We start from the raw sequence: 26,570 nt of genomic DNA on the forward strand, positions 1-26,570 counted from the left end.
GAACGCTCCGGCGTCAGCGCCCCGGTGGGGCGGGATCTGCTGGAGCTGGAGAACCAGTTGTTCCATCAGTGGCATCGCTGGCGAGACGGCGAGATCGACAGGCAAGAACTGCAATCCCTCACGGCGCTGGTCATCCGCGACCTGCGCGTGCTGGCCCAGGGGCTGGATGGCGAGGTGTTCCACTACCGCGATGACTACGGCGTGGAGGTGGACGCGATCGTCCAGCTGCGCGATGGCCGCTGGGGTGCGATTGACATCAGGTTGGGCCAGGGTCAGGTGGAGGCCGCTGCCGAAGGCCTGCTGCGCTTTCGCCAGCAGATCGATACGGGCCGCACCGGCGAACCTGCCTTCCTGGCGGTGGTCTGCGGCAGCGGCTACGGCTACCGGCGAGCCGAGGGCATCGCTGTGGTGCCGTTGGGGGCGCTGGGGCCTTGAATCATCAGCAGGCCAAAGAACCGCCCAGTCCAGGAGCAAGACCTTGCCCTAGGTGAACGTTCAGATCACCCGAGGTGCATCGCGGCAGCAGAAGGCCGAGATCGTCAGGGACATCACGGACTCTCTTCAAGGATCTGGCTCCGACGGCCCACGCCTCTGTCTCGCGCAGGCCGCGATGGTGGCCTGTCGCGTCTGACGCCAAGACCCGCCGGGGGGGGGCGATTCTCCATGACGGGGCAACGGATCGCTCGGGCCAGGGCCGATCGCTTCTGTGGCGAGAGGCAGGAGCGCGCCGATTCCCTACCCTGAATCCATGGCAGACGCTGACATCCGCTGGCGCCAGCGGTTTGACAACTTCGAGCGGGCCTTGCAGGTGCTGGCACGCGGTGTTGAGCTGGCGCAGCAGCGCCCGCTGAGCGAGCTGGAACAGCAGGGGCTGATTCAGGGATTCGAGTTCACCCATGAACTTGCCTGGAATCTGCTCAAGGACTATCTGCAATATCAGGGAATCGAGGGCCTCATTGGATCACGCGATGCCACTCGCCTGGCCTTCCAAAGTGGTCTTGTCGACGACGGTGAGGGCTGGATGGCGATGATCAAGGCCCGTAATCAGTCATCGCATTCCTACAATCTCGAGCAGGCCAAAGCGATCGCCCACGACGTGATCGATCGCTTTGCGCCGCTGTTCGGCGCCCTGCGTGTTCACTTCGCGGCTCTCAGCGATCCCCGGCCATGATCAGCAGTGCCCCGCTGGCGTCAGCCCAGGCCATCGGCCTGCCGGATTCGGCCATGGCGGCCATCCAGATGGTGCTCGCCACCTATCCCGAGGTAGAGGCCGCGATCCTCTACGGCTCCAGAGCCCTTGGCCGCCACCGCCCCGCCTCCGATATCGATCTCACCCTGACGGGTCACGCCATCAGCAACGCCATCTTGGCCCGCATCGACGCCGATCTCGATGATCTGCTCCTGCCCTGGGTGATCGATCTTTCCGCACTCACTGCCATCGGCCACCCCGCCCTTCTGGCCCACATCCAACGTGCCGGCGTGCTGCTGTACCAACGCTCGGATACCCCTGCCGTTCCTGCCTGAGCGTCCGGCTTCGGCTACTGGCGAGCTGATGCCTCTCTGGGGTGAAGGTGGATCTAGTCAGGCCTGGTCGAGTCCTGCGCCGCCATGATGTCCAGACCCAGACGTGTGGTGATTCCCCGCAATGGCCGGCCCGTCGCACGGCTCACCAGCCTGCAGGTGCCTGAGCGCCCCCGCCGGCTGGGCATCGCCCGCGGGCAGTTCGTGGCGCCCGAGTCGATCGATGCCGCCAACCCCCTGATCGCCGATCTGTTCGAGCAGGGCTGATGCGCCTGCTGTTCGATGCCGTCACACTGCTCAGCGCTGACGCGGCGTTCACCGCCTATGGCTGCCCTCTGCCGGATGCACGCGTCTGAAGCAGCACCTACCTTTCATTGTTCACGATGATGGGCGGTCCCTGTATCTCTCTCTGAGCACCTCAGAGAGGGCATGCTCGCCTCCGATGCGGCAACACTTGAGGGCGTGCTCTCCAAGCAGAAGGACCTTGCGCTTCATCGCTCCTGGGCTCCCAGATTCCATCGCATCGATCCATCCGAGTGACGCATCCTGATGCTGGGGCAGGCGGCCTTTGTCTGCGTTCGTGTTTACCTCTCTGGTGTGTTCAACGGTTCCCTTTTTCAGGAGGATCTTCGTTTCTCCCGTCTGTGGCAGCGCCATGTCAGTGGCGCCTGGAAGGTCGTCGCCGGCCAGGCCACCCGCGTGCAGGCTCCGGCCCCACCGTCCTCCTGAGCGTTTCCCCCATCGGCCCTGTGCAACCTGCTTCCGTCCGCCCAGCCACCTCCGCCGACCTTGAGACCTTGTTTCGCTCTTCGACGGCTATCGCCAGTTCATCGCCGACCCTGATGGCCGGGCGCTTTATGCCTCGGCCGGCTGGCAGCGTGACGAGGTGTTCAGCGCCTATCACGACGCACTCTTGGCGCCGATCCCACCCACCCGTTCCGACGACGCTCACTGAGATGGCTGGCCCGGGTCAGGCAGAACGCAGGGCCTCAGAGGCCCTGTTCCCGGAAGTAGCGCCGCATGGCCTCCTCCGCCACGCTCACCTGGGCCGACGTGCAGGCGGAGGTTTTGCTGAAGGTCTTGCCGGCCTTGTTGAAGTTGACCCGGCAGGCGCCCTCGAACTTCACCTGGTGGATGCCCAGCAGCAGCCGCACGATTTCCGGCGGCTTCTCCGCTGGCGTGGTGCTGCTGGCTTCCTTGCCGTAGGGGGCGGGATCCCAGAAGACGAAGATCGACTGCTTCTCCAGCCGGTACACCTGGCCGCGATTGGCGTCCAGGATCTCCCGCCTTGCCGGTTCACCGCGCCCATCGAAGTAGGCATTGGGGGTGCTCTCGTTGGGCTTGAGCTCGACCCTCTGGCCGCCCTTGAGTTGGATGCTGACGAATCCTTGCCGCTGCGAGAAGGTGCACAGGTCGGAGGAGGTGGCCTTGTCCTCACCGGCGGGGAAGACATCGCAGCGGGCCTGCACGGTGTCGGCCAGCGCCGGCGCCGTCACCACCACGGACGCCAGGCTCAGCAGGGAGGCGGCAAGGATCGGAAGTCGTCGCATCGCCGGAATGGTTACTTCTCTCAAGGTATCCATCGCATCGGGCGGCGTCAGTCTCTCCGTGTTTCGCCGCAGGGCTCGCTGCCTCAAGGCGCAAGGCCTGGGTGGCCACAACCTGATCACCTGGTTGGGGCGTGGCGTATGAGGGCAAAACTGATCAGGATCGGCAACTCACGCGGCCTTCGCCTGGCCAAGCCGCTGCTGGAGGAGGCTGCTCTGACGGACGCGGTGGACATCCACGCCGCGCCTGGAATGCTGACGATCACCCCTCTGGCGGCGCCACGGGCCGGGTGGGCCCAGGCAGCAGCAGCGGTTGCACCAGTGGGTCTCCTGGATGCAGCCAGTCCCACCCGGTTCGACGACGGGGAATCGTAGTGGTGACCGATGTCGCCGTCTGGCGCGGTGACCTTGTTCTGGTGGCGTTGCATCAACCTGTGGCCAGGAGGGTCGGATAGACCGGCCCCGCGACACCAGCACCACCCATGACCCGCCAGCCGATCGTGATCCTCGGGGGCTTCCTGATCAGCCAGGAGGCCTATGGGCCGATGGTGTCGCGGCTGCAGCAGCTCAGCGGCCAGCCGGTGCGGCTGGTGCCGGTGGGCAAGCCCGAATGGCTGCTCACCGTCTTCGCCTTCGCCTGGGCCCGGATCCTCGATCGGGTCCAGGCCACTGCCAGCGAGTTGGCCCGCCAGTCCCCCACCGGCAAGGTGACGCTGATCGGCCACAGCTCCGGTGGCATCATGTTGCGGCTGTTCCTCGATGACGCCCCGTTCCAGGGGCGCTGCTACGACGGCAAGGCCCTGGCCGACACCCTGGTGATGCTGGGCAGTCCCCATACCGCCCTGAAGGCTACGGTGCTGCGCCAGATGGTGGCGGAGCGCCTGCCGGGCAGCCCCTTCGCCGATCAGGTGCGGTATGTGTCGGTGGCCGGCGACCTTGAGCTGCAGGCGGCTTCCCCCATGGCCCAGCGCCTGGCCCCCACCGCCTACCGCAACAGCAGCGGCGATGCCCACGACCGGGGCGACGGCCTGGTGCCGGTGGCCTCGGCCCTGTTGGCGGGCTCCACCCCCCTGGTGCTGCCGGGGGTGGCCCATGGCGGCGCCTTCGGTCCCAGCTGGTACGGCAGCCCGGAGGTGGTGGAGCGTTGGTGGACCGCTGCGTTCAGCGGCTCTGGGGGGCCACCGGGGTCGTGGCCTGCTGGCGCAGCTCGCTGACCACACCGCTGCGCTTGAGGGCGCTGATCGCCTGGTCGATGCGGTCGCTGGTGGCCTCCGGCAGTTGCGGGGAGAAGGCGAAGGCCTGGGATTCGGGCCGGATGCCCTCCAGCGCCAGGCTGGGCAGAAAGCCCTTGGCTTCTGCCTGCAGCAGCAGATGGCTGAGCTGCAGGTTGTCGCCCACCAGGGCGTCGATGCGCCGGGAGGCCAGCAACTCGCCCCCGGCCCTGATGTTGGCCAACGGCACGATCGTGACCTTCGCCCCCGTCCCGCCGGCGTTGAGTTCCTTCAGCAGGGCCTCGCTCACGGTGCCGCTGCGCACCCCCACCCGCAGGCCGCGCAGGTCGGCCGGGGACCGGATCGCGCCGGTGGCCTTGCCCTGGATCTCCCCGGCCACGTTCACGGTGAGATAGCCCACCAGCAGCGACGCCGAGACGATCCGCACCAGGTAGGCCAGGATCACAATCCCGTTGCCGCGGATGGTGGCCACGATCGTGTTGCTGCCCGGCCCCGTGGCCAGCACCTGGAACACCTTGCTGCTGTGACGCAGGGAGTGATGCCTGCTGCCCGCAGGCGGATGGTTGCGGGCCTCCAGCCTCAGGGTGAGCCCGGTGAGCAGGGCGATCGCCAGCAGGTAGCCGCCCAGCAGCTGCAACAGCGTCGGCGTCAGCAGAGCGCCCAGGAAGGAGCGGCCCAGATCCAGCCGGCTCTTGACCACCATCACCGCCAGGCCATCTTCCTGGAAAGGGAGGCTGAAGCGGTAGCGCTGCAGGCGGTCGGGCGAGACGTTGATGCAGCCCACGGCCACATCCAGCCGCCCCTCGCGGCTGGCCTCCAGCATCTGCCGCACCGACGGCCACGCGCTGACGACATAGGGCAGCTGCTCGCGCGTGGCCACCCGGTTCCAGAGATCGACGGCCAGGCCCCGCCAGACCCCCGCCACCTGGTAGCTGCAGGGCGGCGAGCCCTCCACCAGGCCCACCCGCAGCACCGGTGCCGCCGCCGCCGTCCCCGGCAGGCCCAGGGCGAGGCAGAGGGCAAGGCCCCAGCTGAGGCGTTTCATCCGACTCCCTCGAGCGGCATCAGGTCCCGCCAGTGTCTTGCATGGTCCCCGACGTTGCCGGGCGATGGCTCGCCCCATCATTCTTGTTAGGATCCTTGCCAGGAATTTCGCTGGAGCCATGGCCAACCGTTCCATCAGCGTCTCGGTGGATGAAGCCCTGCTGGCCGAGCTCGACGCCGAAGGCGGCAACCGTTCGGCCCTGGTGGGGGAGGCCCTGGCCTTCTGGCTGGCCCACAGGCGCCTGGCGGTGCTCAACGCGGCTTACGCCGATCTGGCCCGACTGGAGGGTGAGGGTGGCGACCTCGCCGACGCTGCTCAAGCCGCTGCCGCCATGGCCCTGGCCGCCATCGATGGCTGAGCGGGGACGTCTGTACCACTGGCCGCGCAACTGCAGCTTCGGCGACAGCAAGCGCCGTCCGGTCGTCGTCCTTGCACCGGAGGCCGCCACCAGCCGCAGCCGGCGCTGGGTGGTGCTGCCCCTGAGCAGCGATGGACGCCTGGAGGGACAGCCGCTGGCCTATCCCCTCGATCCCACCCCCAGCAATGGCCTGCAGCAGCGCAGTTACGTCATGGCCTGGCTGCCCACCACCGTGGCCGCCGATCAGCTCGAAGGCCCGCTGGGACGGCTTGAGTTCGAGCAGCTGGCCGCCGTGCTGAAGCGCCTGACGGAGGCCCTTGATCTGCAGCTGCTGGAGCCCTGGCAGGACGGTCCCTGAAGCCCTCAGGGTGCCAGGCGCGCCTTGTGCAGCCGGCTCTTCTCGTACCAGTCGGCGAACTCCGGCACCCACAGCTGCAGGTGGGGCCACATCAGGTCGCAGAGCTCGCGGATCTCCTGCTGGGCATCGAGCTTGGCCCGCAGGTCGAGGAAGTGCAGGAAGGCCCGCAGGGTGAAGCTCACCACGAAGTGCTGGCGGTAGTCGAAGGGCAGGATGCCGCGGGCGTGCTCCTCGGCGAAGCCCGCATCGAGCAGGTCGCGGTAGCGCTCGGCCGCCGTCCGGCAGAGCTTCAGGTCGATGGCCCGCTGGTCTTCGTCGTAGAGGTACTTCTTGCCCTGGCGGTCGCTGTAGGGCCCCACCGGCCGCAGGTAGAACACCTCCTCCAGCTCCAGTTCGCCGTTGGCGGCCCGGCGGATGCGGTCGCCCGTGTACCGCATCGACTGCACATCGAAGCTCACCCCGACCCGGTGGGTGCGGGCCTGCTGCATCACCGAATGGGGGAACCAGCCCACGTTGAGCACGATCTGGGCGTGCTCCAGGGGGCCGTAGTGGCCGCGTTCGCCGGCCAGCAGCCGTTTGACGCAGATCTCCCCGGCCTTGGTCTCCTCGGGCCACTCGGCCCGGTCGGCGGCCACGAAGCCCTCGCTGTAGTCCTGGTGCATCCCGGCGTAGACGCACAGCTGCGCGTTCGGGGTGGCGGCGATCAGTTCGACCCGGAAGCGGGGATCCATGGGCGGGGATGGGTGGTGTGGGGTGGGGCGAGGCGGCGGGGATCAGCCGTGGCTACGCGGGCCGGCCTGGGGCTGGGGGCTGGCACTCTCGGCCGCGACGGTGGTTGCGGTGTCGCTGTCGGGCAGGGCACTCACGGCCCCCACGCCTGCCAGCTGGGGCAAGGGGGTGCCGTCGACCAGGGCGGTGCTGAGGGCGTCGAGGTCGGCGCCGCTGCGGGCCCCGATCGAGCGGCCCACGGAGGTGCCGGCGGCGTCGAAGAACTCCAGCTGGGGGATGCCGTTGACGTCGTAGCGCTCCAGCTGCGGCTGCCAGCGGGGGTTGTCGACATTGAGCAGCACCACATCCATCCGGCTGCGCTGCTGGCGCTCGATCCGTTCCATCGCCGGTGCCATCGCGCGGCAGGCCTCGCACCAGTCGGCGTAGAACTCCACCACGGTGGGCTTGCCATCGGCCAGGGCCACCGTGAGTTCGGGTGACTGGCGGGCCAGCCGTTCCAGGGGGGCTTCCGGATGCAGGCCGCCCCGCAGCCACACCATCAGCACCACCAGCACGGCGGCCACGGCCGCCAGCACCATGCGCTCGGTGCGGCCGAAGCTGGAGAGGGGGGAACTGCCCGACGGGGCCATGGACACCAACGACACGACGTGGCGCCCACTCTGGCAGCGCCGTCCCGCCGGCAGGGCCAGAACCAGGGGCTGGCTCGGGACATCGTTGCTAGCGTCTGCTTTCCCGGGCAGGAGCGGTGAAACGGCGCCTCACTCTCCATTTCCCCTCGGAGGCGGTGCACCAGCCGATCACGTACCGCCTCGCCGTCGACTTCGACATCGCCGCCAAGATCCTGCGGGCCCAGATCGCCCCCAACCAGAGCGGCACCATGGTGGTGGAGCTCTCCGGTGACATCGACGAGCTGGATGCCGCCGAAGACTGGTTGGAGAGCCAGGGGCTGGGGCTCAATCGCGCTCCTGGGGAGATCCGTATCGATCCGCTGCTCTGCGTTGACTGCGGCATCTGCTCCAGCGTCTGTCCCAGTGGCGCCCTCCACTACACCCCGACCACCCAGCGGCTGCAGTTCGCGGCCTCCCGCTGCCTGGTGTGCGAACAGTGCATCCCCAGCTGCCCACTGGAGGCCATCACCCTGGTGCTGGAACCATGAAGGACGTCTTCCGGCTGCTGCTGCTGCCGCTGCAGGCGCCGATGCTGCTGGTGCTGATGGGGGTGAGCACCTACCAGGGCATGCACTGGAGCCATGCCCTGGAAACCGACGGCAGCCGCGTGCAGGAGCTCACCACCCTGGTCTGGTCGGCTGAGTGCCTGCAGGCTCTGTTGATCGTGTTCATCTGCACCATGCCCGATCTGGTGCTGCGCCAGGTGTCGATGCTGATGGCCGCCAGCCGGGTGGTGAGCCTGGTGGTCACCCTGCTGGTGGTCACCATCGGCGGCATGTACCTGTTGCACCTCAATGTGCTGGCCAACGTGCTGATCCTCGGCTCGGCGGTGTTGCTGGCCCGGCTGGATCTGCTGCGGGTGCGGGTGGTGCCGCCGCCGCTGGTGCTGGCCGGGGTGCTCACCCTGCTGGTGCTGGGGGGCGCCAACTTCGGCCGCCTGCTGGTGCGCTGATCAGCAGCCCGGTTCGCTGCCCTGCTGATAGCTCCAGACGTTGCCCAGCACCTTCTTCACGTACAGGCGCGTTTCGGGGTAGGGGATCGCCTCCACCCACAGCTCCGGGTCGCTGCGCAGGCGGGGGCCCAGCCAGCCGGCGACGGCGCCGGGCCCGGCGTTGTAGCTGGCCACGGCCAGCAGCGGGTCGCCGTCCCACTGGCGCAGCATCTGGGCCAGGTAGCGGGCGCCGAGGCTGGCGTTCCGGTCCGGGTCCTCCAGCTCCTGCTCCGGCACCGGCCTGCCGGCCAGTTCGGCGGCGGTGGCCGGCATCAGCTGCATCAGGCCCGTGGCCCCCACCGGCGAGCGCACCGCCGGTGTGAAGCGCGATTCCTGCTTGGCCACGCCCAGCAGCAGCGCCATCGGCAGCCCGGCCTGGTTGGCGGCCGCCCGGAAGGCCGCCTCGAAGCGCAATGGATGCAGGCTGCGCTCCAGCTCCCGCTCCAAGGCGCACTGGTTGCCGTCCAGCTTCAGGCTGGCCTGCTCCAGCAGCCCGAAGCCGGTCCAGTCGTCGCCGACCCCCTGGCGCAGTCGCCCCTCCAGCAGCAGCTCCCGGCTGCCATCGGGGGCGCGGCGCCCGCGGCGGTGGCGCCAGGTTTCCCAGGCCTCGGTGCGCTGGTCCAGGCGCCAGAGCCGATCGAGGATCCCGTCACCGCTGGCCAGGGGCCGCCAGTCGGTTCGCCCGGCCGGTGTGGGGGGGGCGGCGCCCAGCTGCAGCTCCCCCTGGACCAGGCGCACGGCGGCCCGCCAGCCGTAGTAGCCGCCTGGATGGCGCCGCAGCAGTGCCTCCCAGGTGGCCCTGGCGGCGGCCCCTTCACCGAGCTGTTGCTGAATGAAGCCGATCCAGAAGTTCTGGCGGGCGGCCAGCGGCGGCGGCAGCTGGTCGGTGGGGATGGCCTCCAGCAGTGTCATCGCCGCCCGCCAGCGGCCGGCCAGCAGACGCTCCCGCACGAGATCCCACTGCAGCGTGCGGCTGGCGGGATCCAGGGGCCAGCGGCGCAGCAGCTTGAGGGCGGCGGCGTCGGTGGCGGGATGGGGCCCGTCCCCCTTGGGTTCCGCCTCCAGGATCCGCCGGGCGAGCACCGGGGCACTGTCACGCCAGCGGGGCGGCAGCCGGGCCAGGGCGGCGGCGGCGCCGGGGCTGCCCTGCTGGGCCAGCAGGCGCACGGCCGCCGCCGCCTCCGGTGTGGTGGGGGCGCTGCGAACCAGATCCAGCAGCAGCCGCTCCGCCTGGGCCTGCTGCTGCTCGTCCCCTGCCAGCAGGGCCCGCCCCAGGCTCAACCGGCCGCTGGCCCCCAGGCCGTTGAGCGTGGAGCCCAGACAGCGCAGGGCCCCTTCGGCATCGCCGAGTTCGGCCAGGCCCTCGGCCAGCTGGGCCCGCTGGCGGGCCTCCAGCACCGAGGCGTCGTCCTTGCAGACCTGCCGCAGGCGGGCTTCGGCGCCGGGCCAGCGGGCGCCCCAGCGGGCCAGGTGCAGGGCGCCGCGGCGCCGTTCAGTGGCCTCAGGGCCGGCCCCCAGGGCGGCCGCCAGGGCGGCGGGGTGGGCCGGGAAGCGCTGCAGCAATTGCCGGCGCTTGGCGGGATCGTCGCCGCCGAGGGCGTAGAGGGCATCGGCGCTGGCCGGATCGCCGGGGAAGCGCCGCTGCAGCTGGCGCCACAGGGCCAGGGAGGTGTCGGGGCGGCCGAGGGCCGCGGCGGCCAGGGCGTCCTGCTTCAGCACCAGGGCGGCCAGGGGATCGGCCCCCCAGCCCTGGCCCCGCAGCCACTGGCGCTGCTGCTGGGGCTCCTTGCTGCGGGCCGCCAGCAGCAGGCTGGCCTCACGGCGCCGCCAGGGATCGGCATCCCAGCGCTGCAGCCACTCCAGCCGGTCGGTGGCGGTGGCCGGCGTCAGCGCCGGCTGGCGCGCCAGCAAGGCCCGACCCCCCACCAGCGCCAGGCCGGTGCCCAGGCACGAAAGGGACAGCAGCAGTGGGAGTCGGGCCAATGGCCGGGGGACGGCGTCCGGGGCATTCTGGGCATCCGCCTGCGCCGCACCCGGTGCGATTGCCCTCCCTTCCCGCCCTGCCACCGCTGTTCAACCGCCTGCCCGGGGCGGCCGAGCGCCGCCGCGCCGTGGTGGTGACGGTGCTGGCGTTGCTCACCCTGCTGCTGCGGTCGGTGTGGCCCCTGCGGCTGCTGCCGGGCTGGTGCGTGGGCCTGCTGCTGCTCTGGGCCACCCTGGAGCTGCTGCGCTGGCGCTGGTGGCCGCCCCGCTGGCGCTGAGCCCCGCCGGCAGAGCCGGCTGCAACGTCACCGGGAACGGCACGTAGCCTGCTCCCCAGTGATGGCAGCGGCATGGGTGAAGCGGCTTCGCATCCGGTGGTTTCCCCCCTCGGGGCACCCCTGGCCGATGGCGTGGCCCACTTCGGCACCGACGGCATCCGCGGCCGCGTCGGCACCAGCGTCACCCCGGCCCTGGCCCTGCAGGTGGGCTACTGGACCGGGGTGGTGCTGCAGGCCGAGGGGCCGGTGGTGATCGGCACCGACTCACGCCGCAGCGGGCCGATGCTGGTGGCGGCCCTCAGTGCCGGCCTGATGGCCGCCGGCCGGGAGGTGTGGCAGCTGGGGCTGTGCCCGACGCCGGCGGTGCCGGGCACGATCCGGCGCCAGGGTGCGGCCGGCGGCCTGATGGTGTCGGCCAGCCACAACCCACCCCACGACAACGGCCTCAAAGTGTTCGGCGCCACCGGCGCCAAGCTCGTGGCCGCGCGCCAGCAGGCGATCGAGGCGGGCCTCCAGGGCCGCACCGCCCCGCCGCCGCTGGCGGGCAGTGGACGGGAGCTGCCGCGGCCCGACCTGCTGGCGGCCTACATCGATTCCCTGCGGGCCAGCACCGGCGGCCAGCGCCTCGATGGCGCTCGTGTGGTGCTCGACCTCTGCTGGGGATCGGCCAGCGCCTGCGGCGAGGAGCTGTTCCGTTCCCTGGGGGCGGACGTGCTGGTGCTGCATGGCGAGCCGGATGGCGAGCGCATCAACCAGGGCTGCGGCAGCACCCACCTGGAGCCCCTGAAGCGGGCGGTGCTGGAGAGCGGCGCCGACATGGGCTTCGCCTTCGATGGCGACGCTGACCGGATGCTGGCGGTGGACGGCCGCGGCCGGGTGGTGGACGGCGACCACACCCTGTACCTGTGGGGCTCCGCCCTGCGCCGCGAGGGCCAGCTGCCCGACGACCGCCTGGTGGCCACGGTGATGTCGAACCTGGGCTTTGAGCGGGCCTGGCAGGCCAGCGGCGGGGTGCTGGAGCGCACCGACGTGGGCGACCAGCACGTGCACGCCGCCATGGAGGCCCTGGGAGCCGGCCTCGGGGGCGAGCAGTCGGGGCACATCCTCTCGGCCCGCCATGGCATGAGCGGCGACGGCCTGCTCAGCGCCCTGCAGGTGGCCACCCTGATCCACGGCGCCGGCCTGAAGCTGGCCGAATGGATGGACGGCAGCTTCCAGCCCTACCCCCAGCGGCTGGTGAACGTGACCGTGCCCGACCGGCAGCGCCGCCAGCAGTGGCAGGACTGCGAACCCCTGCGGCGGGCGGTGGCCGAGGCGGAGGCGGCCATGGCGGGCCACGGCCGGGTGCTGGTGCGGGCCAGCGGCACCGAACCGCTGCTGCGGGTGATGGTGGAGGCGGCCGAGCAGAGCCAGGTCGACCACTGGACCGACCGCCTGGCGGCCGAGGCGGAGCGTCACCTCAACCGGGCCTGAGGCCGGCTCAACCAGGCCTGAGGCCGCCCGCCCATCCTCAGATCACGCCGTTGGCGCGGAACCAGGCCCGCATCCGCGCCCAGCCCGCCGCTGCAGCGGCGGCGCGGTAGCTGGGCCGGTAGTCGGCGTGGAAGCCGTGGGGGACACCGGGGAACACCTCGATCCGGCTGGGGCTGCCGGCCGCCTTCAGGGCCGCCTGCATCCGCTGCACCGACTCCATCGGGATGCCGTCGTCCTGGCCGGCGTAGAGCCCCAGCACCGGGGCCTTGAGCCGGGACACCAGATCGATCGGGAACAGGGGTTGCCGCTCGCTGGCCGTGCCCACCAGGCGTCCGTACCAGGCCACCCCGGCCTTCAGCTTCGGGTTGTGGGCGGCATAGAGCCAGGTGATCCGTCCGCCCCAGCAGAAGCCGGTGATGCCGAGCCGCGACCCGTCGCCGCCGCCGCTGGCGGCCGCCCAGGCGGCGGTGGCATCCAGGTCGGCCATCACCTGGGCATCGGGCACCGTCGCCACCAGCGGCAGGATCGCGGCGATGTCGGGCAGCACGGTCACATCGCCCTGGCGATCGAACAGGCTCGGGGCGATGGCCAGGTAGCCCAGCTGGGCCAGGCGGCGGCAGACATCCTGGATGTGGGCATGCACGCCGAAGATCTCCTGCACCACCAGCACCACCGGGAAGCCCGAGCCTTTGGCGGGGCGGGCCCGGTAGGCCTTCACGGCACCATCCGCCGCCGGCACCGACACCCAGCCTGCCGTCAGCCCCCGATCGGGCGTGGTGACGGTGGAGGCTGCCACCGGCCGCACCGCCAGGGCGAAGCCGGCGGCCACGCCTCCCAGCAGCAGCTCCCGGCGGCCGAGGCGGAGATCCGGGCCGGAACGGGAGGGGAGCGGGTCCATGGGACAGGTGGGCCTTGAGGGCGCTGGCTGCGTCCAGCCTAGAAACCGGATCCCTCCGGGTCAGTGGCAGGGACAGCGCGGCAGGGCTCGGCACGCATACCATCAACTCCCGTGACGACCTTCGGCACCGTGCAGGTTCTGCTGCTCGATCTGGTCGTCATCTTCGGGCTGTCCGTGGTGGCGGCGATCCTGTGCCACCGGCTGCGGCTTCCCACCTCGATCGGTCTGCTCCTGGCCGGCGTGCTGGCGGGGCCCGATGCCCTCGCCCTGGTGCGGGGCCCCCACGACATCGAACTGCTGGCGGAAGTCGGCGTGGTGCTGTTGCTGTTCGTTGTGGGGCTGGAGATTTCCGTGGCGGATGTGACCCGTCTGCGGCGGGAATTCATCATCGGCGGCTCCCTGCAGTTTTTCGGCACCGCCGCCGTGATCGCCCTGGCGCTGCTGCCGATGGGCATGAATCTCCCCCAGGCCGGCTATCTCGGCTGCGTGGTGGCGCTCTCCAGCACGGCCGTGGTGCTGCGCCTGCTGCAGGAGCGCGCCGAGATCGAAACCCCCCATGGCCGCGCCATCCTCTCCACCCTGATCTACCAGGACATCGCCGTGGTGCCGGTGATGCTCACCGCTCCCCTGCTGGCTGGTCTTGGCGAGGTTTCCCTGCTGCCGGCGCTCTCGGGGCTGGCGCTGAAGGTGCTGCTGGTGGCGGCCCTGGCGGTGCTGGCCTACCGCTGGATCGTGCCCTGGGTGCTGGAGAAGATCATCCGCACCCGCAGTTCGGAGGCCTTTCTGCTGGGGGTCTTCATGCTCTGCGTGGGCATCGCCCTGATCACCCAGTCCCTGGGCCTGTCCCTGGCCCTGGGGGCCTTCCTGGCCGGTTTCATCCTGTCGGAATCGAAGTATTCCCACCAGGCGGTGGCGGTGATGCTGCCGTTCCGGGACGTGCTGATGAGCCTGTTCTTCGTGTCGGTGGGGTTGCTGCTCGACATCCCGTTCCTGTTGGCCCATCCAGCCCGCATCGCCCTGCTCACCCTGGCCGTGCTCCTGATCAAGCCCCTGATCGCGGCGGCGGCCGCCCTGGTCACCGGATTGCCGTTGCGCAGCGCGGTGCTGGCGGGCCTGCCCCTGGGCCAGGTGGGTGAGTTCTCCCTGGTGGCCACCAAGGCGGCGGTGGCGGTGGGGCTGCTGACGCCGGAGCTGTTCCAGCTGCTGCTGGATGTGGCGGTGCTCAGCATGATGGCCACCCCAGTGCTGGTGGCCGGCTCGTCTCCCCTGGCCGACCGGCTGTGCCGCACCCGCCTGAACCGGCTTCTGCCCCGGGGGGCCGGCCCCTCGGCGGCAGAGGGACCGGTGGAGGACCTGCCCTGCAGCGGCCATGTGCTGATCATCGGTTTCGGTGTCACCGGACGGAACGTGGCCCGTTGCGCCCGCCGCTGCTCCGTGCCGTACACGGTGGTGGAACTGAACGGCGCCATCGTGGCCCAGGCCCTTGAGGAGGGTGAACCGATCCGCTACGGCGATGCCACCCACGCCCCGATCCTGGAGCTGGTCCATGCCGAGGGGGCCCGCGCGATCGTGATCGTCATCGATGATCCCGGGGCCGCCGGCCGCATCGTGGAGATCGGCCGGCGGGTGGCACCGGAGGCCTACATCCTGGTGCGCAGCCGTTACCTCCGGGAGGTCGAGCCGCTGTTGGCCCTTGGGGCCGATGAGGTGATCGCCGACGAGCTGGAGGTGTCGATCGAGGTGTTCTCGCGGGTGATGGCGCGGATGCTGGTGCCCCGCGAGGACATCCAGCGGCTGATCGGCGATGTGCGCGGCCACTGGCGGGAGATGGCCCGCACCCTGGCGGCTTCGGCCACCTCGGTGGCGGACCTGAAAGCGGCGTTGCCCCACCTGGCGACCCACACCCTGCGGCTCCAGCCCCATTCGCCCCTGGTGGGCGCCACCATCGCCTCCTGCGGCCTGCGGCTGGAACATGGCGTCACCGTGCTGGCGGTGACACGGGCCGATGGGGAGACGATCGCCGATCCCCGCGGCACCACACCGTTGCAGGCGGGGGACATCCTGTTCGTGATCGGGCCGGAGGGCTGGGATCCCGGCGCGATCAGTTGACGGCCATCCCCGCTGCAAGGGCACGGGCCGGCAATCCGTCGCCCGGCGGGTGAGTTTGCCGTCATCCCCGCCGGGGCGTGAGGGGCAGATTGAGATCACTCAGCTCCCCAGGTCCATGGCACGCCTTGCAACCAACGTCAGGCAATGGCTGGCACGGCGCCTGCGGGTGGCTGCCGCCGCCCTGTGGCAGGAGCCACCCCCGCCGCCCCCGCTGGCCGTCAGCAGCCCGCCCCTGGCCCCGGCGCCGGTCCGCCCGCCCGCTCCACCGGCGCCACCAGTCGATCGGGTCGCCGCCCTCTGCCCCGGGGTGCGGGAGCCCCTGTCGGTGGAGACGGCCGTGCTCAGCCGGGACATGACCGTGCTCAAGCGGGAAGCTGCCGATTCCCTGGCGGCCCTGGGCGCCGCCCATGCCCTGATCAGCTCCGCCCGGCTGGCCCAGGTGCAGGAGCTGCGGCCCCGGGTGATCGAAGGTCAGGCGTCGGGGGAGTCCCTGATGGCGCTCGCCGCCGAGTACCAGGGCTGGCAGGGCGACCAGGTGCGCATCTTCGATGCTCTGGCGCTGGTGATGCGGATGGGGGTGCCCAAGGGTCTGGTGCTCGACCAGCTGGATCCAGGCCTGCAGGAGCAGGCCCGCTCCCACCTGGAGGCCCTGTCGCTGGAGTATCAGCGCCGCCTGCTGGTGGATCAGTTCCACCCATCCGTCTGATCGCGGCGGTGAACCAGGCCCGTCGACGCCTGGACGCAACGGCTACCATCTCGCTCCAAATCCCGGCCGTCCTCCGGGTCGCCGTGTCCCGTGGAGGCCTTCCGGCTGCTTGAGCTCCTGATCCTGGTGGCGGTGCTGGTGGGGTTTGTGGGGCTGTTGCTGCGCCGCAACCTGTTCCTGAAGGTGTTGGCCATGGACGTGATGGGGTCGGCCGTGGTGGCCCTGTTCGTGCTCGTGGCGGCGCGCTCCGGCCTGCAGAGTCCGATCCTGACGGACCCTGTCGCCCCTGAGCCGGCATCAGCTTCCGTGGCCCTGGCTGACCCCATCCCCCAGGCCGTGATCCTCACGGCGATCGTGATCGGCCTCTCCATCCAGGCCCTGCTGCTGGTGGTGATCACCCGCCTGTCCCGTGTGGACCCCAGCCTTGATCTGGGCAGTTTCGAAATGGGGAGTTTCGAAGCGGGAGGCCGGCGCTGATGCCGCCCCTCTCCGGCCAGACTCTCCTCATCGCCTGGCTTCTTCTGCCTTTCACGGCGGCGTTTCTGGCGGCTCTGCTGCCACCCCTGGCCCGCGGGCTGGCCCTGGCCTGCTGCCTCGCCACCGCCGCCGTGGCCGCCGCGATCCTGGCCGGTGCCCTGCCGGCGAGCCTCCACCTGCTGGGGCCCTACGGCGTGGTGCTGCAGCCCGACGCGCTGGCGGCGCCTTTCCTGCTCCTCAATGCCCTGGTGTGTGGTGCCGTGGTGCTCGACGGCTGGTGCCGTCCGCTGCCGGGCCCGTTCCTGCTGTTGCTGATGGTGTTGCACGGGGGGCTGGCCTCCGCCTTTGTGGCGGTGGACCTGATCAGCCTCTACGTGACCCTGGAGGTGGTGGGCATCAGTGCCTTCCTGTTGATCCTGATCACCCGATCGGAGCGTTCCCTCTGGCTGGCGTTGCGCTATTTGCTGATCAGCAACACGGTGATGACGCTCTATTTGATCGGTGCCGCTTTGGTCTATCTGGACCAGGGCAGTTTCCAGCTCGAGGCCGTCGCCACCGCCGGCGCCGCCGCCCTGTCCCTGTTGCTGGTGGGCCTGCTCACCAAGGCCGGTCTGTTCCTCTCGGGGCTGTGGCTGCCCCGCACCCATGCCGAAGCGCCGGCGGAGGTCTCGGCCCTGCTCTCCGGCGTGGTCGTCGCCGCCGGGATCGTCCCCCTGCTGCGGCTCAGTGTCGCCGTGCCCACCCTGGCCACGGTGCTGCCGACGATCGGACTGGCCAGCGCCGGCCTGGGTCTGCTGTTCGCCCTGGTGGAGCCGGAGGCCAAACGGCTGCTGGCCTGGAGCACCCTCTCCCAGATGGGTCTGGTGCTGCTGGTGCCGGCCGCCGGAGGGCTCTACGCCCTCGGCCACGGGCTGGCGAAGTCCGCCCTGTTCCTGGTGGCCCGGCGCTTCCCCGGCCGCGACCTGGCCGGCTGGGCCGGCCGGCCCCTGCCCACCGGCGTTCTGGTCCCCCTGTGGATCGGCTCTCTGTCGATCGTGGGTGTGCCGCCGCTGCTGGGCTTCTTCGCCAAGTCCAACCTCGATCGCGTCCTGCCGGGGCCCACGGGCCTGCTGCTCAGCTTGCTGAGCGTGGGCACGGCAGCGGTGTTCGCCCGCTTCTGGAGTGCCCCCCTGCGGCCCTCGACGCCGCCGCCTGAGGCCATGGCGCCAGCCGAACCGGCCTGGTCGCCCGGGGTGCTGCTGCTGCTGGCGGCGCTCGTGCTGCTGGGCGCCAGGGAGGCCACCCGCAGCTGGAGCCCGGCCCTGGGGCCGGCGGCGGCCAAGGCGGTTTTGGTGCTGGCGGCCGGGGTGGGACTGCACCGGGTGCTGCAGCCCCTGCGGCGCCGCCCCTGGTTCCGGCTGCCCGACCTGGAGGGTTTCCCCGATCTGATTGGCGGCATCGGTGTGGTGGGGGCCGGCCTGCTGGTGTGGGTGCGATGAGACGTCTGCTGCCCCTGCTGCTGACCACTGGATTCCGGCTGGCGGTCTGGTGCCTGCTCACCGCCGACCTGAGCCGCCTCAACCTGCTGATCGGCCTGGTGGTGTCCCTGCTGCTGCCCCGCGCCCACTCCAGGCCCCTGCCCCTGCCAGCTCTGCTGCGGGCCCTGGGGCGCAGCCTGCTGGCCGTTCCCCAGGCTTACCTGGAGGCCCTGCGGCTGATCTTTGGCCGCGAGCCGGTGGAGCAGGAGACCAGCGAAGTCACCACCGATGGGGCCATTCCCCTGCTGGTGTTCCTGGACGTGTTCCGCATCACCCTCACCCCCTTCACGATCGTGCTCGGCCTGGAGGACGGCGGGCGCCGCTACCGGATCCATTCCCTGACACCAGGGCCCAGACGCGGAGACCAGACCCCATGACGGTGCTGCTCTGGGGGATGGTGCTGGCCCTGCTGATCCCGATCGCGGTGGCCTGCCGGCCGTCGGACGTCTGGCACCGCCTGGCGGCCTTCTCCAGCGTCGCCAGCAAGGTGGCCCTGATCATCCTGGTGGTGTCGGCGGTGCGGGGCGACCGGATGCTGGGCCTGGCCGGCGTGATCGTCCTGTGCGCCGGCAACGCCGGGCTGCTGCTGCTGGCCAACCTGCTGCGGGGGACGGAGCGATGACCCTCGCCGTCCTGGCCGATCACGCCAGCCTGCTGCTGCTTGGGGCCGGGCTGGTGTTCTGGTTCTGGGGCACCTGGCCCCTGCTGGAGAGCCGCAGCTACCTGAGCAAGCTGCATGCCCTCTCGGTGGCCGACACCCTCGGCTCGGCGCTGATGCTGCTGGGCCTGCTGCTGCGGATCCCCGGCCAGTGGCCCCTGCTGGTGCTGGCTCTGGTGGCGCTGATCCTGTGGAACACGATCTTCGGCTACGTGCTGGCCAACTGCTCGCTGGCCTCCCGCCGGGAGCCGGAGTCATGAGCGGCACTGTGTCCCTGGCGGGGGAGCTGGATCTGCTCCTGCCGATCACCGCCCTGCTGCCGCTCACCGCCGTGCTGCTGGTGAGTCAGTCGAATCCTTATCAGACCCTGGTGTTGCGGGGGGTCCTGGGTTCGGTGTCGACCCTGATCTATGCCCTGCTGGGCGCCCCGGACGTGGCCATCACCGAGGCGTTGGTGGGCACCCTGCTGTCCACCACGCTCTATGCGGTGGCGTTGCGTTCCTCGATGACGCTGCGGCTGTCGTTCCCGGCCGCGGAGCCCCCCAGCGAGGCCTGCCAGCAGCAGCTGCGCGACTGGCTGGAGCCGCTGTCGCTGCGGCTGCGGCTGCTGCCGCCCGATCCGGAGCAGGCCAGCACCTGCCACGGCCGTCTCGGACCTGGCCCGCGGCTGGAGCTGGCCAATCCCCGGCTGGTGGAGCGGCTGCAGGCCCTGGAGGGCTTCCGCCGCTGGCAGCAGGGCGGCGGGGAACTGTTGCTGCGGGAGCTGCCATGACCTGGCTCTACCTGCTGGCCGCCGCCGCTCTCTGCCTGGCCCCACTGGCCGAAAGCCTGCCTCCGGTCCCCCCCATCGGCCCGATGATCGCGTCCCTCGCCGCGATCACCGATGTGCCCAATCTGGTGTCGGGGGTGATCCTGCACACCCGCCTCTACGACACCATCGCCGAGGTGGTGGTGTTCACCCTGGCCTCCATCGGCGTGCGCTTCCTGCTGGCCGGGGAGCCCGCCAAGACGAGCATCCGGGCCATCAACGATGCCCCCTCGGTGGTGCTCTGCCAGGTCGGTGCCACCATCGCCGCCCTGATCGGTGTGGAGCTCGCCCTGCGCGGCCACCTGTCACCGGGTGGCGGTTTCGCGGCCGGCGTGGCCGGCGGCACGGCCATCGGCCTGGTGCTGATCAGCGGCGCGGCCAGTCTCACTGAGCGGCTCTATCGCCGCTACCGGGCCGATCTCTGGGAGAAGGCCGCAGTGATCGCCTTTGTGCTCCTTTCCGCCTTCGCCCTTTGGGGGGTTCCCTTGCCCGCCGGCGCCTTCGGCACCCTGGCCTCGGGGGGTTGGATCCCCCTGCTCAACCTGCTGGTGGCCCTCAAGGTGACCCTGGGCTCCTGGGCGATGGTGCAGCTGTTCCTGCGCTATCGGGGATTGCTTTAGAAGGCAGCTCTAGGCCGTGACGCCCACCCGCAGGCTGGAGCCGCGGTCGCCGGCGATCACCTCGAGGCCGCCGCGGATGCGTTCGCGCAGGGCGCCCACGTGGCTGATCAGGCCGATCATGCGACCGCCTTCGCGCAGGCGGTCGAGTTCGTCCATGGCCAGTTGCAGGTTGTCGGGGTCGAGGCTGCCGAAGCCCTCGTCGATGAACAGGGCCTCCAGGGGCACGCCGCCGGCGTGGGCCTGGACCGTGTCGGCCACGCCCAGGGCCAGGGCCAGCGAGGCCTGGAAGGTTTCGCCGCCCGAGAGGCTGCTCACCTCCCGTTTCTCGCCGGTGTAGGCATCCAGCACTTCCAGGCCCAGACCGGCGTTGCGGCCGCCGCGCCCCCCCTCATCGGTGAGCTGTAGCTGGTAGCGGCCGGAGGTCATCAGGGCGAGCCGCTGGTTGGCGTAGCCGCAGATGTCGGCGAGGTAGGTCGAGAGCACCCAGCGCTGCAGGGAGATGTAGGGGGCCGCCTTGCCCTGGCAGCGGTTGGCCACGGCGCTGAGCCGCTCGGCCCGTTCCTGCTTCACAGCCAGCCCAGCGGCGCCCTCGCGGTGTTCGGCCGCCAGCCGGGTGATCTCCTTCTGGGCGCTCCGGGCTTCGCTGTGGCGTTCCACCGCCAGGGTGCGGGCCACGTCCAGGCCGACCACGGCCTCGCGGGCGGTGGCGGTGTCGGGCCGGGTCTCCGGTAGATCGGCCAGATCGGCGGCGGCCAGGATCCCCCGCAGCTCGATGACGTCCTTTTCATACTTCTCGATCCGCCGCTTCACCTCCTGGCGCCTGGGTTCGTCCTGAAGCTCGGCGGCCGCAGCTTCGGCGCTGGCGAAGGGTGAGGCGGCCAGCTCCTGGCCCAGCCGCCGGGCCGCCTGCTCCAGCTCGCTGGTGGCGCGGGTGTGGGCGCCGGCCCCGGTCACCAGGGCCTTGAGGGCGGCCTCCAGGGGCCCGAAGGCCCGCAGCACCGCGCCAGGCGCCAGCCCTTCCCCCAGCTCCCGCGCCACCTGAGTCGCCAGGGTCTGCTCGCGCTGGCTGGCCTCGGCGGCGGCCCGGCGCTCCAGGGCGATCGCGGTGCTGGCCGCCTCGATGGCCTTGGCCAGCTGCTGGCGCTGCTGCTCCCGATCGGCGGTGCGCTGCTCCAGTGACGGCAGACCGTCGGCCAGGGCCTGGGCCGCCTGGTGGGCCGCAGCGGCGGTGCTGGCGGCCTGGCGGGCGGCGAGCGGATCGGGGCCATCGCCCGCCTTCTCCAGCACGGCAGCAAGGGCGGCCTGGGCGTTGGCCAGGGCCACCGCGGCCGCCTGCGCCGCCTGGGTGGCCGCGGCCAGGGTCCCTTCCGCGGCGGCGATCGCCCCGTCATCGACGGCGTCGTCCGAGGGCCGGGCCGGCGCCGGGTGGGCCGTGGCGCCGCAGACCGGGCAGGGGGCCCCGGCGGCCAGACCCCCGGCCAGCCGGGAGGCCATGCCCTCGATCTGGCGCCGCCGCAGCTCGTTGAGGCCGGCGGCCGCCGTGTTGACCTGGCGATCGGCGCCGTTCCTGGCGGCCTCGGCCGCGTGCTGTCGCTGCCGGGCCGGGGCGATGGCTTCGGCGGCCACGGCGCGGCCATCGGCCTCCCGGGCGGCCCGCTGCAGGCCCTCGAGCTGGTCGCGGGCGCTGCGGGCCTGGCTGAGCAGCGCCAGCGCCCGCTCCTGCTCCGCCGCCAGCCGCTCCTGCTGGGCAATGGCTGTGGCCCGCCCGGCCTCGGCCTCGCCGGCCCGCTTGCTGGCGGCGGCCGCCGCCCCCCTGGCCTGGGCGGCTTCTTCGACCTTGCAGGCCAGCTCCCGCACCTCGGCCCGCCGGGCGGCCAGGTCGGCGCCGGCTGCAGCGAGGGCTTCGGCGGAGGGCAGGCCCACCAGATCCAGACCCAGCACCGACGGCGGCAGCGCCCGCGCCCCTTCGCGCGCCTGGATCGCCGTCCGCAACTGCTCTTGGAGCCCCCGCTCCACCCGCTCCAGTTCCCGTCGGGCCCCCTGTTCGGCCACCAGGCTGGGGCGCAACGTTTCGGCCCGCTCCGCCTGGCTGAGCTTCTGGCGGTACTCCTCCACCGTCTCCCGTTTGGCGTCCAGTTCACCCAGCCGGGTGGTGGCGGTGGCGCGCCGGTCCCAGCGCTCCGCCTGCGCCGTGAGAGCTGCCTGGGCCGCCTGGGCCGCCGTCAGGCTGGCGGAGGCCTCCCCCAGGGCGGCCGCGGTGCCCTGCACCACGACGCCGATCCGCTCCACCAGCGCCTCGAGGCCAGGCTGATCGGCGGGGGGCGGCGGCGCTTCGGTTCCCTCCGGCGGCGCGGGAGCCTGGGGGGCCCAGGCGTCGGCCGCCCGGCGCCGCAGCACCTCCTGCTCCCGGGCCTGGTCCAGCGCCAGGTTCCGCGCCGCGCGGGCCTGGTCTTCGAGCCACCAGCCGGCCCGCTCGTAGATCACCGTGTCGAAGAGGGTCTTGAGCAGGGCTTCGCGCTCCTCGGCCTTGGCCCGCAGCACCTCGGCGAAGCGTCCCTGGGGCAGCAGGATCACCTGGCGGAACTGGGCGGCATTGAGCCCCACCAGGTGTTCCACCTCCCGGGTCACCTCGGTGGTCTTCGCCGCCACGGCCCGCTCCGGCACCCCGGCGTCGAGGCGGAACAGGACCGCCTGGGGCGCCTTCTCGGTGGTGCCCTGGCCGCGGGCCTTGGGGGCGGTGTGGGCGGGTGTGCGCTCCACCCGGTAGCGGGCGGCGCCGCAGGAGAACTCCAGGCTCACCCGGGGCACGGCGCCGGGGGCGGCGTGGTCGGAGCGCAGCCCCTTGACGCTGCGGTCGCCGGACACTTCGCCGTAGAGGGCGAAGCAGAGGGCATCGAGCAGGAAGGTCTTGCCGGCGCCGGTGGTGCCGTGGATCAGGAACAGCCCCTCGGCGGCCAGGACGTCGAAGTCGATCGCCACCGGATCGGCGTAGGGCCCGAAGGCCTCGATCGCGAGCCGGTGGGGCTTCAGCGCTCTCCTCCCCGTTCCGCCGCCGCCAGGGCCGCCCGCAGCAGCTCGGCCTCAGGCTCACCGGGCGGTTGGCCCTGCTGGTCGGTGAAGAAGGCGGTGGCCAGTTGCAGTGGCGAACGGGCCTGGCGCACCTGGCGGTGGCGCTCGGCGCCCCCCGATCGGGCCAGCTCGGGGGGCTCGTGGCGCAGCTCGGCGATGTGGGGGAAGCGGGCCCGCAGGCGGGCCATGGCCTGCAGGGGCAGGACGTCGTCGGTGAGGATCGCCCGCACCCGCGCCTCGCTGGCGGCGGCGTGGCGGGGATCGCCGCAGAGTTCGTCGATGGGGCCCCGCAGGGTGCACAGGCGCCGGCCCACCGCCAGGGGCAGCACCTGCACGGTGGCTGTCCCGTCGGCGGCCAGCTCCACGATCCGTACCGACTTGACGTGGTGCTGTTCGGAGAAGGAATAGGCCAGCGGGGTGCCCGAATAGGCCACCCGGGGGCCATCGAGTTGCTGGGAGGCATGCAGGTGGCCCAGGGCCACGTAATCGAAGCCCGCGAAGGCCGCCACGCTCACCCGGTCGACGTTGCCGATGGTCAGCTCCCGCTCCGATTCCGAGGTTTCCCCGCCGGCCACGAAGGTGTGGGCCACCAGCACCGAACGCTGCGGCGGCCGCGCGCGTCGATCGGCGTGGATCCGCTCAATGGCCAGCCGGGTCACCTCCTCGTGGCGCAGACGCACCGGCGCCCCGGCCAGGGCCGGCCCATCCACGGCCGGCTCCAGGTAGGGCAGCGGATAGATGGCCACCGGCGCGCCGCCGTCACGGGGTGTGACCAGAACCGGCTCCTGGGCCCGGCCCACGTCGCCGCGGATCGTCACGCCGAAGGCCGAGAGCAGCGGGTCGTACACCGATACCCGCACATGGGAATCGTGGTTGCCGGCAATGGCCACCACGGCGGTGCCGCCGGCGCTGAGCCGGGCCAGGGCGACGTTGAACAGGACCACGGCCTCAGCCGGCGGGATGGCCCGGTCGTAGAGATCGCCGGCGATCAGCACCGCATCAACGGCGTGCTCCAGGGCCAGTTCGGCGATCCGCTCGATCGCCGCTGCCTGCTCCTCCAGCAGCGAGGCGCCGTGGAAGCTGCGGCCCAGGTGCCAATCGGAGGTGTGCAGCAGGCGCATCGGAACAAGGTACCGAGGCCTGCGGCTCCCAGGCGGTCGTCAGTTCATGCAGGCGTCCGTCAGCGAGTGGAGGGTCTGGACCTGGCCCGGGGAGAGGTCAAAGCTCAGATCTCCGGCGGAGCTCGGCACGGTGATCTTCAGGGGCAGGCCGTCGGCAGGGGTCGGATCGAGGCAGCCGGCGTCGAACTGGGAGGACGTGGCCGGGATCGCGCCACCGGCCGAGGCCGTGAGCTCAGCGCTGAGGTTGGCGAGACTCCAGTCCTGATGCTTGCCATCACTGAGCCGCAGGGGTCGGGCGTGGTCCAGGGTCAGCTTGGGAGATTCGGCGTTCAGTCGGATGCGTAGACCCTTGGCCGCGTTGATGTCTGACGATTCGTAGATCATGCCGCCGAGGCGGTGCCCAGCGCCGTCATCAAGATTCCAGTTGCCCTCGGTATCAGCGGCTGAGGCGGCCGCTGGCGAGAGGAGCGAGGCCAGCACGAACAGCCCGACCGCCACGATCCCGGCACGGCCGATGCCGACCATGCGGCGCCAAGGCGTCATCACCATGGAGGCGAATAAAGCAAGAATTCTTTTCATTGTCATGCGGTGTTCTGCAGGGACATTTTCAACCTAATCAGATCGCCTGATGCGGCGCAGGCGGATATCCAATGCTTGCGCAGGCGCAGACCGTCATTAGCGTGGGCACGCAAACGCCATGGTCCCTCTGGCGTGTCACTCACTCTTCCAGGGAACCGCTGCCATCAAGCCTCGATCTGCTCCGTAGTCCTGATGCTGCAGATTGAGATATTCCTGCAGCACGATTGCATCGTTCGTCGCCATGAACACATCGCTGGATTGCATTCCTTGCCTGCTGCGTCAGTCACTGGAGGCGGCCCGACTGGTGACGACTGATGCATCGGTCCACGAGCGCCTGCTCAGGGAGGCGCTGCATTGGGCGGAAGGCATGGACCTGACAGCATCACCACCGGCCATGGCCCAGTGCCTGCACCGGCGTCTTCGCGAGATGACGGGCGTGGTCGACCCCTACCGCGAGACGAAGGCCTGGCAGAACAGCGTCGTGATGGACATGCTCCCGTTGCTTGAGGCTGAGGTGAAGGCGTCCGGCGACCCTCTCCTGATGGCCACCCGACTGGCGATCGCCGGCAATGCCATCGATATGGGCAGCAACGGCAAGCTCACGGAGCAGGATGTGCGCCAGGCCCTGGAGAGGGCTCTGATGGATCCATTCCACGGCGATGTGGAACAGTTCCGTGCGGCCGTCGCCAAGGCTGAAACGATCCTCTATTTGGCCGATAACGCGGGTGAAATCGCTCTTGATCGCCTACTGATTGACCAGCTGCTACCCAGGACGATCACCCTGGTTGTACGGGGATCACCGATCCTCAATGATGCCACCCAAGACGATGCCAAGTGGGTGGGGCTTGATCAGATCGTGCAGGTCATTGACAACGGCTCGGATGCCCCGGGAACCATCCTGCTGGACTGCAGCCAGGACCTGCGCGATCGCTTTGCTGCCGCCGACCTGATCATCGCCAAGGGGCAGGGAAATTATGAATCCCTGAGTGAGGAGCCAGGCCAGCTCTTTTTTCTCTTCAAGGCGAAATGTCGCGTGATCGCAGCCCTTGTCGGCCAGCCCATCGGCACCCAGATGCTGCTCAAGTCTCACGGCGTGCCAGCCCCAGGGCACGCACCAGGGGCCCGAACGGCTTGAGGAAGCGGCTTTCGTGCAGGCGTCCCTTGAGCACCCGGTGCCAGTACACCCAGGGGAACACGCGCGTCTCCACCAGGAACATGCTCCAGCGCTCCTTGGTGGGATCCACCAGGAAGGAACTCACCGGCTGGAGGCTGTAGTCGAACTCCGCCATCACCACATCGTGGAAGCTGGTGATCAGGGGGCAGGCGGTGTAGCCGTCGTAGTGGGCCAGCAACGGCCGAGCATCGATGTGGGCCAGCAGGTTGGCCACCAGCACCGGCGCCTGGCCGCGGACGGCGGCCAGGCTCTTGGCGGTGGGCAGCGAACTCACGTCGCCGAGGGCGAACACCTCGCCGTAGAGCTTGTGCTGGCAGGTGAATCGATCGACCTCCACCCAGCCCCCCGGCCCGGCGATCGCCAGGGGGCTGCTGGCGATCACGTCCGGCGCCGCCATCGGGGGCACCACGTGCAACAGGTCGTAGGGAATCTCCTCGCGCCTGGGCTCGCGGCCCTCGGCCAGCACCTCGAACACAGCCACCCGCTCCTCGGCGCGCAGCTCGATCAGGTTGTGGAGCAGGCGTGTCTCGATCCCCCGGCGCGCCACGACACGCTCGACGCTGGCGTTGTAGGCCTCCACCGGATACAGCTGCGGCTGGGCGCTGCAGAAGATCACATGCGTGTTCACGCCCACCCCGCTGCTGGCCTGGA

The 26,570-nt window shown here is 70.8% G+C and carries 32 protein-coding genes and 1 pseudogene; 23 read left to right on the forward strand and 10 right to left on the reverse strand.

The features are described 5' to 3' along the window. From KBZ33_RS17250 to KBZ33_RS17270, 6 genes and pseudogenes are all read left to right on the forward strand, one after another. Positions 1-435, forward strand: a pseudogene (locus tag KBZ33_RS17250) (DUF4143 domain-containing protein); the annotation flags it as partial. A gap of 52 nt (positions 436-487) precedes the next feature. After that, positions 488-631, forward strand: a complete 144-nt coding sequence (locus KBZ33_RS21900; RefSeq protein WP_396108729.1) for a 4-oxalocrotonate tautomerase family protein — start codon at positions 488-490, stop codon at positions 629-631. A 117-nt stretch (positions 632-748) separates the two neighbouring features. Next, positions 749-1,171: a nucleotidyltransferase substrate binding protein gene (locus KBZ33_RS17255; protein WP_254954682.1), complete on the forward strand. Its 423-nt coding sequence runs from the start codon at positions 749-751 to the stop codon at positions 1,169-1,171. Then, on the forward strand, positions 1,168-1,524 hold the full coding sequence (locus KBZ33_RS17260) for a nucleotidyltransferase domain-containing protein (protein WP_254954681.1): 357 nt from the start codon (positions 1,168-1,170) through the stop codon (positions 1,522-1,524). The genes KBZ33_RS17255 and KBZ33_RS17260 overlap by 4 nt, the downstream gene beginning before the upstream one ends. Positions 1,525-1,611: 87 nt before the next feature. Continuing rightward, positions 1,612-1,788 (forward strand): type II toxin-antitoxin system Phd/YefM family antitoxin, encoded by a 177-nt coding sequence (locus tag KBZ33_RS17265; protein WP_254954680.1) that lies wholly within the window; start codon positions 1,612-1,614, stop codon positions 1,786-1,788. Between the two features lie 282 nt (positions 1,789-2,070). Next, a complete protein-coding gene (locus tag KBZ33_RS17270; protein ID WP_254954679.1) occupies positions 2,071-2,250 on the forward strand; it encodes a nuclear transport factor 2 family protein in 180 nt (59 codons plus the stop codon). Between the two features lie 260 nt (positions 2,251-2,510). On the opposite strand, the gene KBZ33_RS17275 is transcribed toward KBZ33_RS17270, so the two are convergent. Continuing rightward, a complete protein-coding gene (locus KBZ33_RS17275) occupies positions 2,511-3,071 on the reverse strand; it encodes a hypothetical protein (protein WP_254954678.1) in 561 nt (186 codons plus the stop codon). A gap of 479 nt (positions 3,072-3,550) precedes the next feature. Here KBZ33_RS17275 and KBZ33_RS17280 point away from each other — a divergent pair, with 479 nt between their 5' ends. Beyond that, a complete protein-coding gene (locus KBZ33_RS17280; RefSeq protein ID WP_254954677.1) occupies positions 3,551-4,282 on the forward strand; it encodes a triacylglycerol lipase in 732 nt (243 codons plus the stop codon). On the opposite strand, the gene KBZ33_RS17285 is transcribed toward KBZ33_RS17280, so the two are convergent. Next, a complete protein-coding gene (locus tag KBZ33_RS17285) occupies positions 4,230-5,345 on the reverse strand; it encodes an ABC transporter substrate-binding protein (RefSeq protein ID WP_254954676.1) in 1,116 nt (371 codons plus the stop codon). The two genes, KBZ33_RS17280 and KBZ33_RS17285, sit on opposite strands and share 53 nt — an antisense overlap. Positions 5,346-5,463: 118 nt before the next feature. Between KBZ33_RS17285 and KBZ33_RS17290 the strand changes: the two genes are divergently transcribed. Continuing rightward, positions 5,464-5,703, forward strand: a complete 240-nt coding sequence (locus KBZ33_RS17290; protein WP_254954675.1) for a ribbon-helix-helix domain-containing protein — start codon at positions 5,464-5,466, stop codon at positions 5,701-5,703. Beyond that, positions 5,696-6,061: a type II toxin-antitoxin system PemK/MazF family toxin gene (locus tag KBZ33_RS17295; RefSeq protein WP_254954674.1), complete on the forward strand. Its 366-nt coding sequence runs from the start codon at positions 5,696-5,698 to the stop codon at positions 6,059-6,061. The genes KBZ33_RS17290 and KBZ33_RS17295 overlap by 8 nt, the downstream gene beginning before the upstream one ends. Before the next feature lie 5 nt (positions 6,062-6,066). Here the strand turns inward: KBZ33_RS17295 and thyX are convergent, their stop codons facing one another. Beyond that, positions 6,067-6,792 (reverse strand): FAD-dependent thymidylate synthase, encoded by a 726-nt coding sequence (thyX, locus tag KBZ33_RS17300; protein ID WP_254954673.1) that lies wholly within the window; start codon positions 6,790-6,792, stop codon positions 6,067-6,069. Positions 6,793-6,834: 42 nt separating this feature from the next. Then, positions 6,835-7,419 carry a thioredoxin domain-containing protein gene (locus KBZ33_RS17305; protein WP_254954672.1) on the reverse strand — a complete coding sequence of 195 codons (585 nt, stop codon included), beginning with the start codon at positions 7,417-7,419 and terminating at the stop codon, positions 6,835-6,837. Between the two features lie 116 nt (positions 7,420-7,535). On the opposite strand from KBZ33_RS17305, the gene KBZ33_RS17310 reads away from it, so the two are divergent. After that, positions 7,536-7,946, forward strand: a complete 411-nt coding sequence (locus KBZ33_RS17310; RefSeq protein WP_254954671.1) for an NIL domain-containing protein — start codon at positions 7,536-7,538, stop codon at positions 7,944-7,946. Further along, positions 7,943-8,410, forward strand: coding sequence for a hypothetical protein (locus KBZ33_RS17315; RefSeq protein WP_254954670.1), 468 nt, complete (start codon positions 7,943-7,945; stop codon positions 8,408-8,410). The genes KBZ33_RS17310 and KBZ33_RS17315 overlap by 4 nt, the downstream gene beginning before the upstream one ends. Here the strand turns inward: KBZ33_RS17315 and KBZ33_RS17320 are convergent, their stop codons facing one another. Continuing rightward, on the reverse strand, positions 8,411-10,432 hold the full coding sequence (locus KBZ33_RS17320) for a lytic transglycosylase domain-containing protein (protein ID WP_254954669.1): 2,022 nt from the start codon (positions 10,430-10,432) through the stop codon (positions 8,411-8,413). It abuts the gene before it with no gap. 53 nt (positions 10,433-10,485) lie between these two features. Between KBZ33_RS17320 and KBZ33_RS17325 the strand changes: the two genes are divergently transcribed. Together KBZ33_RS17325 and glmM are read left to right on the forward strand one after the other, a co-directional pair. Further along, positions 10,486-10,710 carry a hypothetical protein gene (locus KBZ33_RS17325; RefSeq protein ID WP_254954668.1) on the forward strand — a complete coding sequence of 75 codons (225 nt, stop codon included), beginning with the start codon at positions 10,486-10,488 and terminating at the stop codon, positions 10,708-10,710. 72 nt (positions 10,711-10,782) lie between these two features. Further along, positions 10,783-12,183 carry a phosphoglucosamine mutase gene (gene glmM / locus KBZ33_RS17330; RefSeq protein WP_254954667.1) on the forward strand — a complete coding sequence of 467 codons (1,401 nt, stop codon included), beginning with the start codon at positions 10,783-10,785 and terminating at the stop codon, positions 12,181-12,183. Positions 12,184-12,220: 37 nt separating this feature from the next. On the opposite strand, the gene KBZ33_RS17335 is transcribed toward glmM, so the two are convergent. Further along, positions 12,221-13,081: a dienelactone hydrolase family protein gene (locus KBZ33_RS17335; RefSeq protein WP_254954666.1), complete on the reverse strand. Its 861-nt coding sequence runs from the start codon at positions 13,079-13,081 to the stop codon at positions 12,221-12,223. Between the two features lie 111 nt (positions 13,082-13,192). On the opposite strand from KBZ33_RS17335, the gene KBZ33_RS17340 reads away from it, so the two are divergent. The 9 genes from KBZ33_RS17340 to KBZ33_RS17380 all read left to right on the forward strand — a co-directional run bounded on the left by KBZ33_RS17340 (position 13,193) and on the right by KBZ33_RS17380 (position 19,976). Continuing rightward, complete coding sequence (locus tag KBZ33_RS17340; protein ID WP_254954665.1) at positions 13,193-15,190, forward strand: cation:proton antiporter; 1,998 nt, start codon at positions 13,193-13,195, stop codon at positions 15,188-15,190. 115 nt (positions 15,191-15,305) lie between these two features. After that, entirely contained in the window at positions 15,306-15,896 is a 591-nt protein-coding gene (locus KBZ33_RS17345) for a hypothetical protein (protein ID WP_254954664.1), read from the forward strand. A 90-nt stretch (positions 15,897-15,986) separates the two neighbouring features. Then, a complete protein-coding gene (locus tag KBZ33_RS17350; RefSeq protein WP_254954663.1) occupies positions 15,987-16,373 on the forward strand; it encodes an NADH-quinone oxidoreductase subunit K in 387 nt (128 codons plus the stop codon). Beyond that, the gene (locus KBZ33_RS17355) at positions 16,373-17,851 is read left to right on the forward strand and encodes a proton-conducting transporter membrane subunit (RefSeq protein WP_254954662.1); all 1,479 of its coding nucleotides are present in this window, start codon (positions 16,373-16,375) and stop codon (positions 17,849-17,851) included. The genes KBZ33_RS17350 and KBZ33_RS17355 overlap by 1 nt, the downstream gene beginning before the upstream one ends. Further along, positions 17,848-18,267 (forward strand): Na+/H+ antiporter subunit E, encoded by a 420-nt coding sequence (locus tag KBZ33_RS17360; RefSeq protein ID WP_254954661.1) that lies wholly within the window; start codon positions 17,848-17,850, stop codon positions 18,265-18,267. The genes KBZ33_RS17355 and KBZ33_RS17360 overlap by 4 nt, the downstream gene beginning before the upstream one ends. Beyond that, positions 18,264-18,512, forward strand: coding sequence for a hypothetical protein (locus KBZ33_RS17365; RefSeq protein WP_015109571.1), 249 nt, complete (start codon positions 18,264-18,266; stop codon positions 18,510-18,512). Before KBZ33_RS17360 ends, KBZ33_RS17365 begins: the two co-directional genes overlap by 4 nt. Then, positions 18,509-18,808, forward strand: coding sequence for a monovalent cation/H(+) antiporter subunit G (locus tag KBZ33_RS17370; protein ID WP_254954658.1), 300 nt, complete (start codon positions 18,509-18,511; stop codon positions 18,806-18,808). Before KBZ33_RS17365 ends, KBZ33_RS17370 begins: the two co-directional genes overlap by 4 nt. Beyond that, complete coding sequence (locus KBZ33_RS17375; RefSeq protein WP_254954657.1) at positions 18,805-19,320, forward strand: hydrogenase subunit MbhD domain-containing protein; 516 nt, start codon at positions 18,805-18,807, stop codon at positions 19,318-19,320. Before KBZ33_RS17370 ends, KBZ33_RS17375 begins: the two co-directional genes overlap by 4 nt. Continuing rightward, entirely contained in the window at positions 19,317-19,976 is a 660-nt protein-coding gene (locus KBZ33_RS17380) for a Na(+)/H(+) antiporter subunit B (protein WP_254954656.1), read from the forward strand. Before KBZ33_RS17375 ends, KBZ33_RS17380 begins: the two co-directional genes overlap by 4 nt. 9 nt (positions 19,977-19,985) lie before the next feature. On the opposite strand, the gene KBZ33_RS17385 is transcribed toward KBZ33_RS17380, so the two are convergent. The 3 genes from KBZ33_RS17385 to KBZ33_RS17395 are packed head-to-tail and all read right to left on the reverse strand — an operon-like array spanning position 19,986 to position 24,715. Next, positions 19,986-23,006 (reverse strand): AAA family ATPase, encoded by a 3,021-nt coding sequence (locus KBZ33_RS17385; protein ID WP_255011866.1) that lies wholly within the window; start codon positions 23,004-23,006, stop codon positions 19,986-19,988. Continuing rightward, positions 23,003-24,166 (reverse strand): exonuclease SbcCD subunit D, encoded by a 1,164-nt coding sequence (locus tag KBZ33_RS17390; RefSeq protein ID WP_254954655.1) that lies wholly within the window; start codon positions 24,164-24,166, stop codon positions 23,003-23,005. The genes KBZ33_RS17385 and KBZ33_RS17390 overlap by 4 nt, the downstream gene beginning before the upstream one ends. Before the next feature lie 39 nt (positions 24,167-24,205). After that, entirely contained in the window at positions 24,206-24,715 is a 510-nt protein-coding gene (locus tag KBZ33_RS17395) for a hypothetical protein (RefSeq protein ID WP_254954654.1), read from the reverse strand. A 271-nt stretch (positions 24,716-24,986) separates the two neighbouring features. Between KBZ33_RS17395 and KBZ33_RS17400 the strand changes: the two genes are divergently transcribed. Beyond that, the gene (locus KBZ33_RS17400; RefSeq protein WP_254954653.1) at positions 24,987-25,880 is read left to right on the forward strand and encodes a DUF89 domain-containing protein; all 894 of its coding nucleotides are present in this window, start codon (positions 24,987-24,989) and stop codon (positions 25,878-25,880) included. Here KBZ33_RS17400 and KBZ33_RS17405 read toward each other — a convergent pair. Continuing rightward, a partial coding sequence (locus KBZ33_RS17405; RefSeq protein ID WP_254954652.1) for an FAD/NAD(P)-binding oxidoreductase occupies positions 25,825-26,570 on the reverse strand: 746 nt, incomplete at its 5' end. The genes KBZ33_RS17400 and KBZ33_RS17405 overlap by 56 nt on opposite strands.

Source organism: Cyanobium sp. Cruz-8D1, from assembly GCF_024345975.1.
Lineage (GTDB): Bacteria > Cyanobacteriota > Cyanobacteriia > PCC-6307 > Cyanobiaceae > Cyanobium.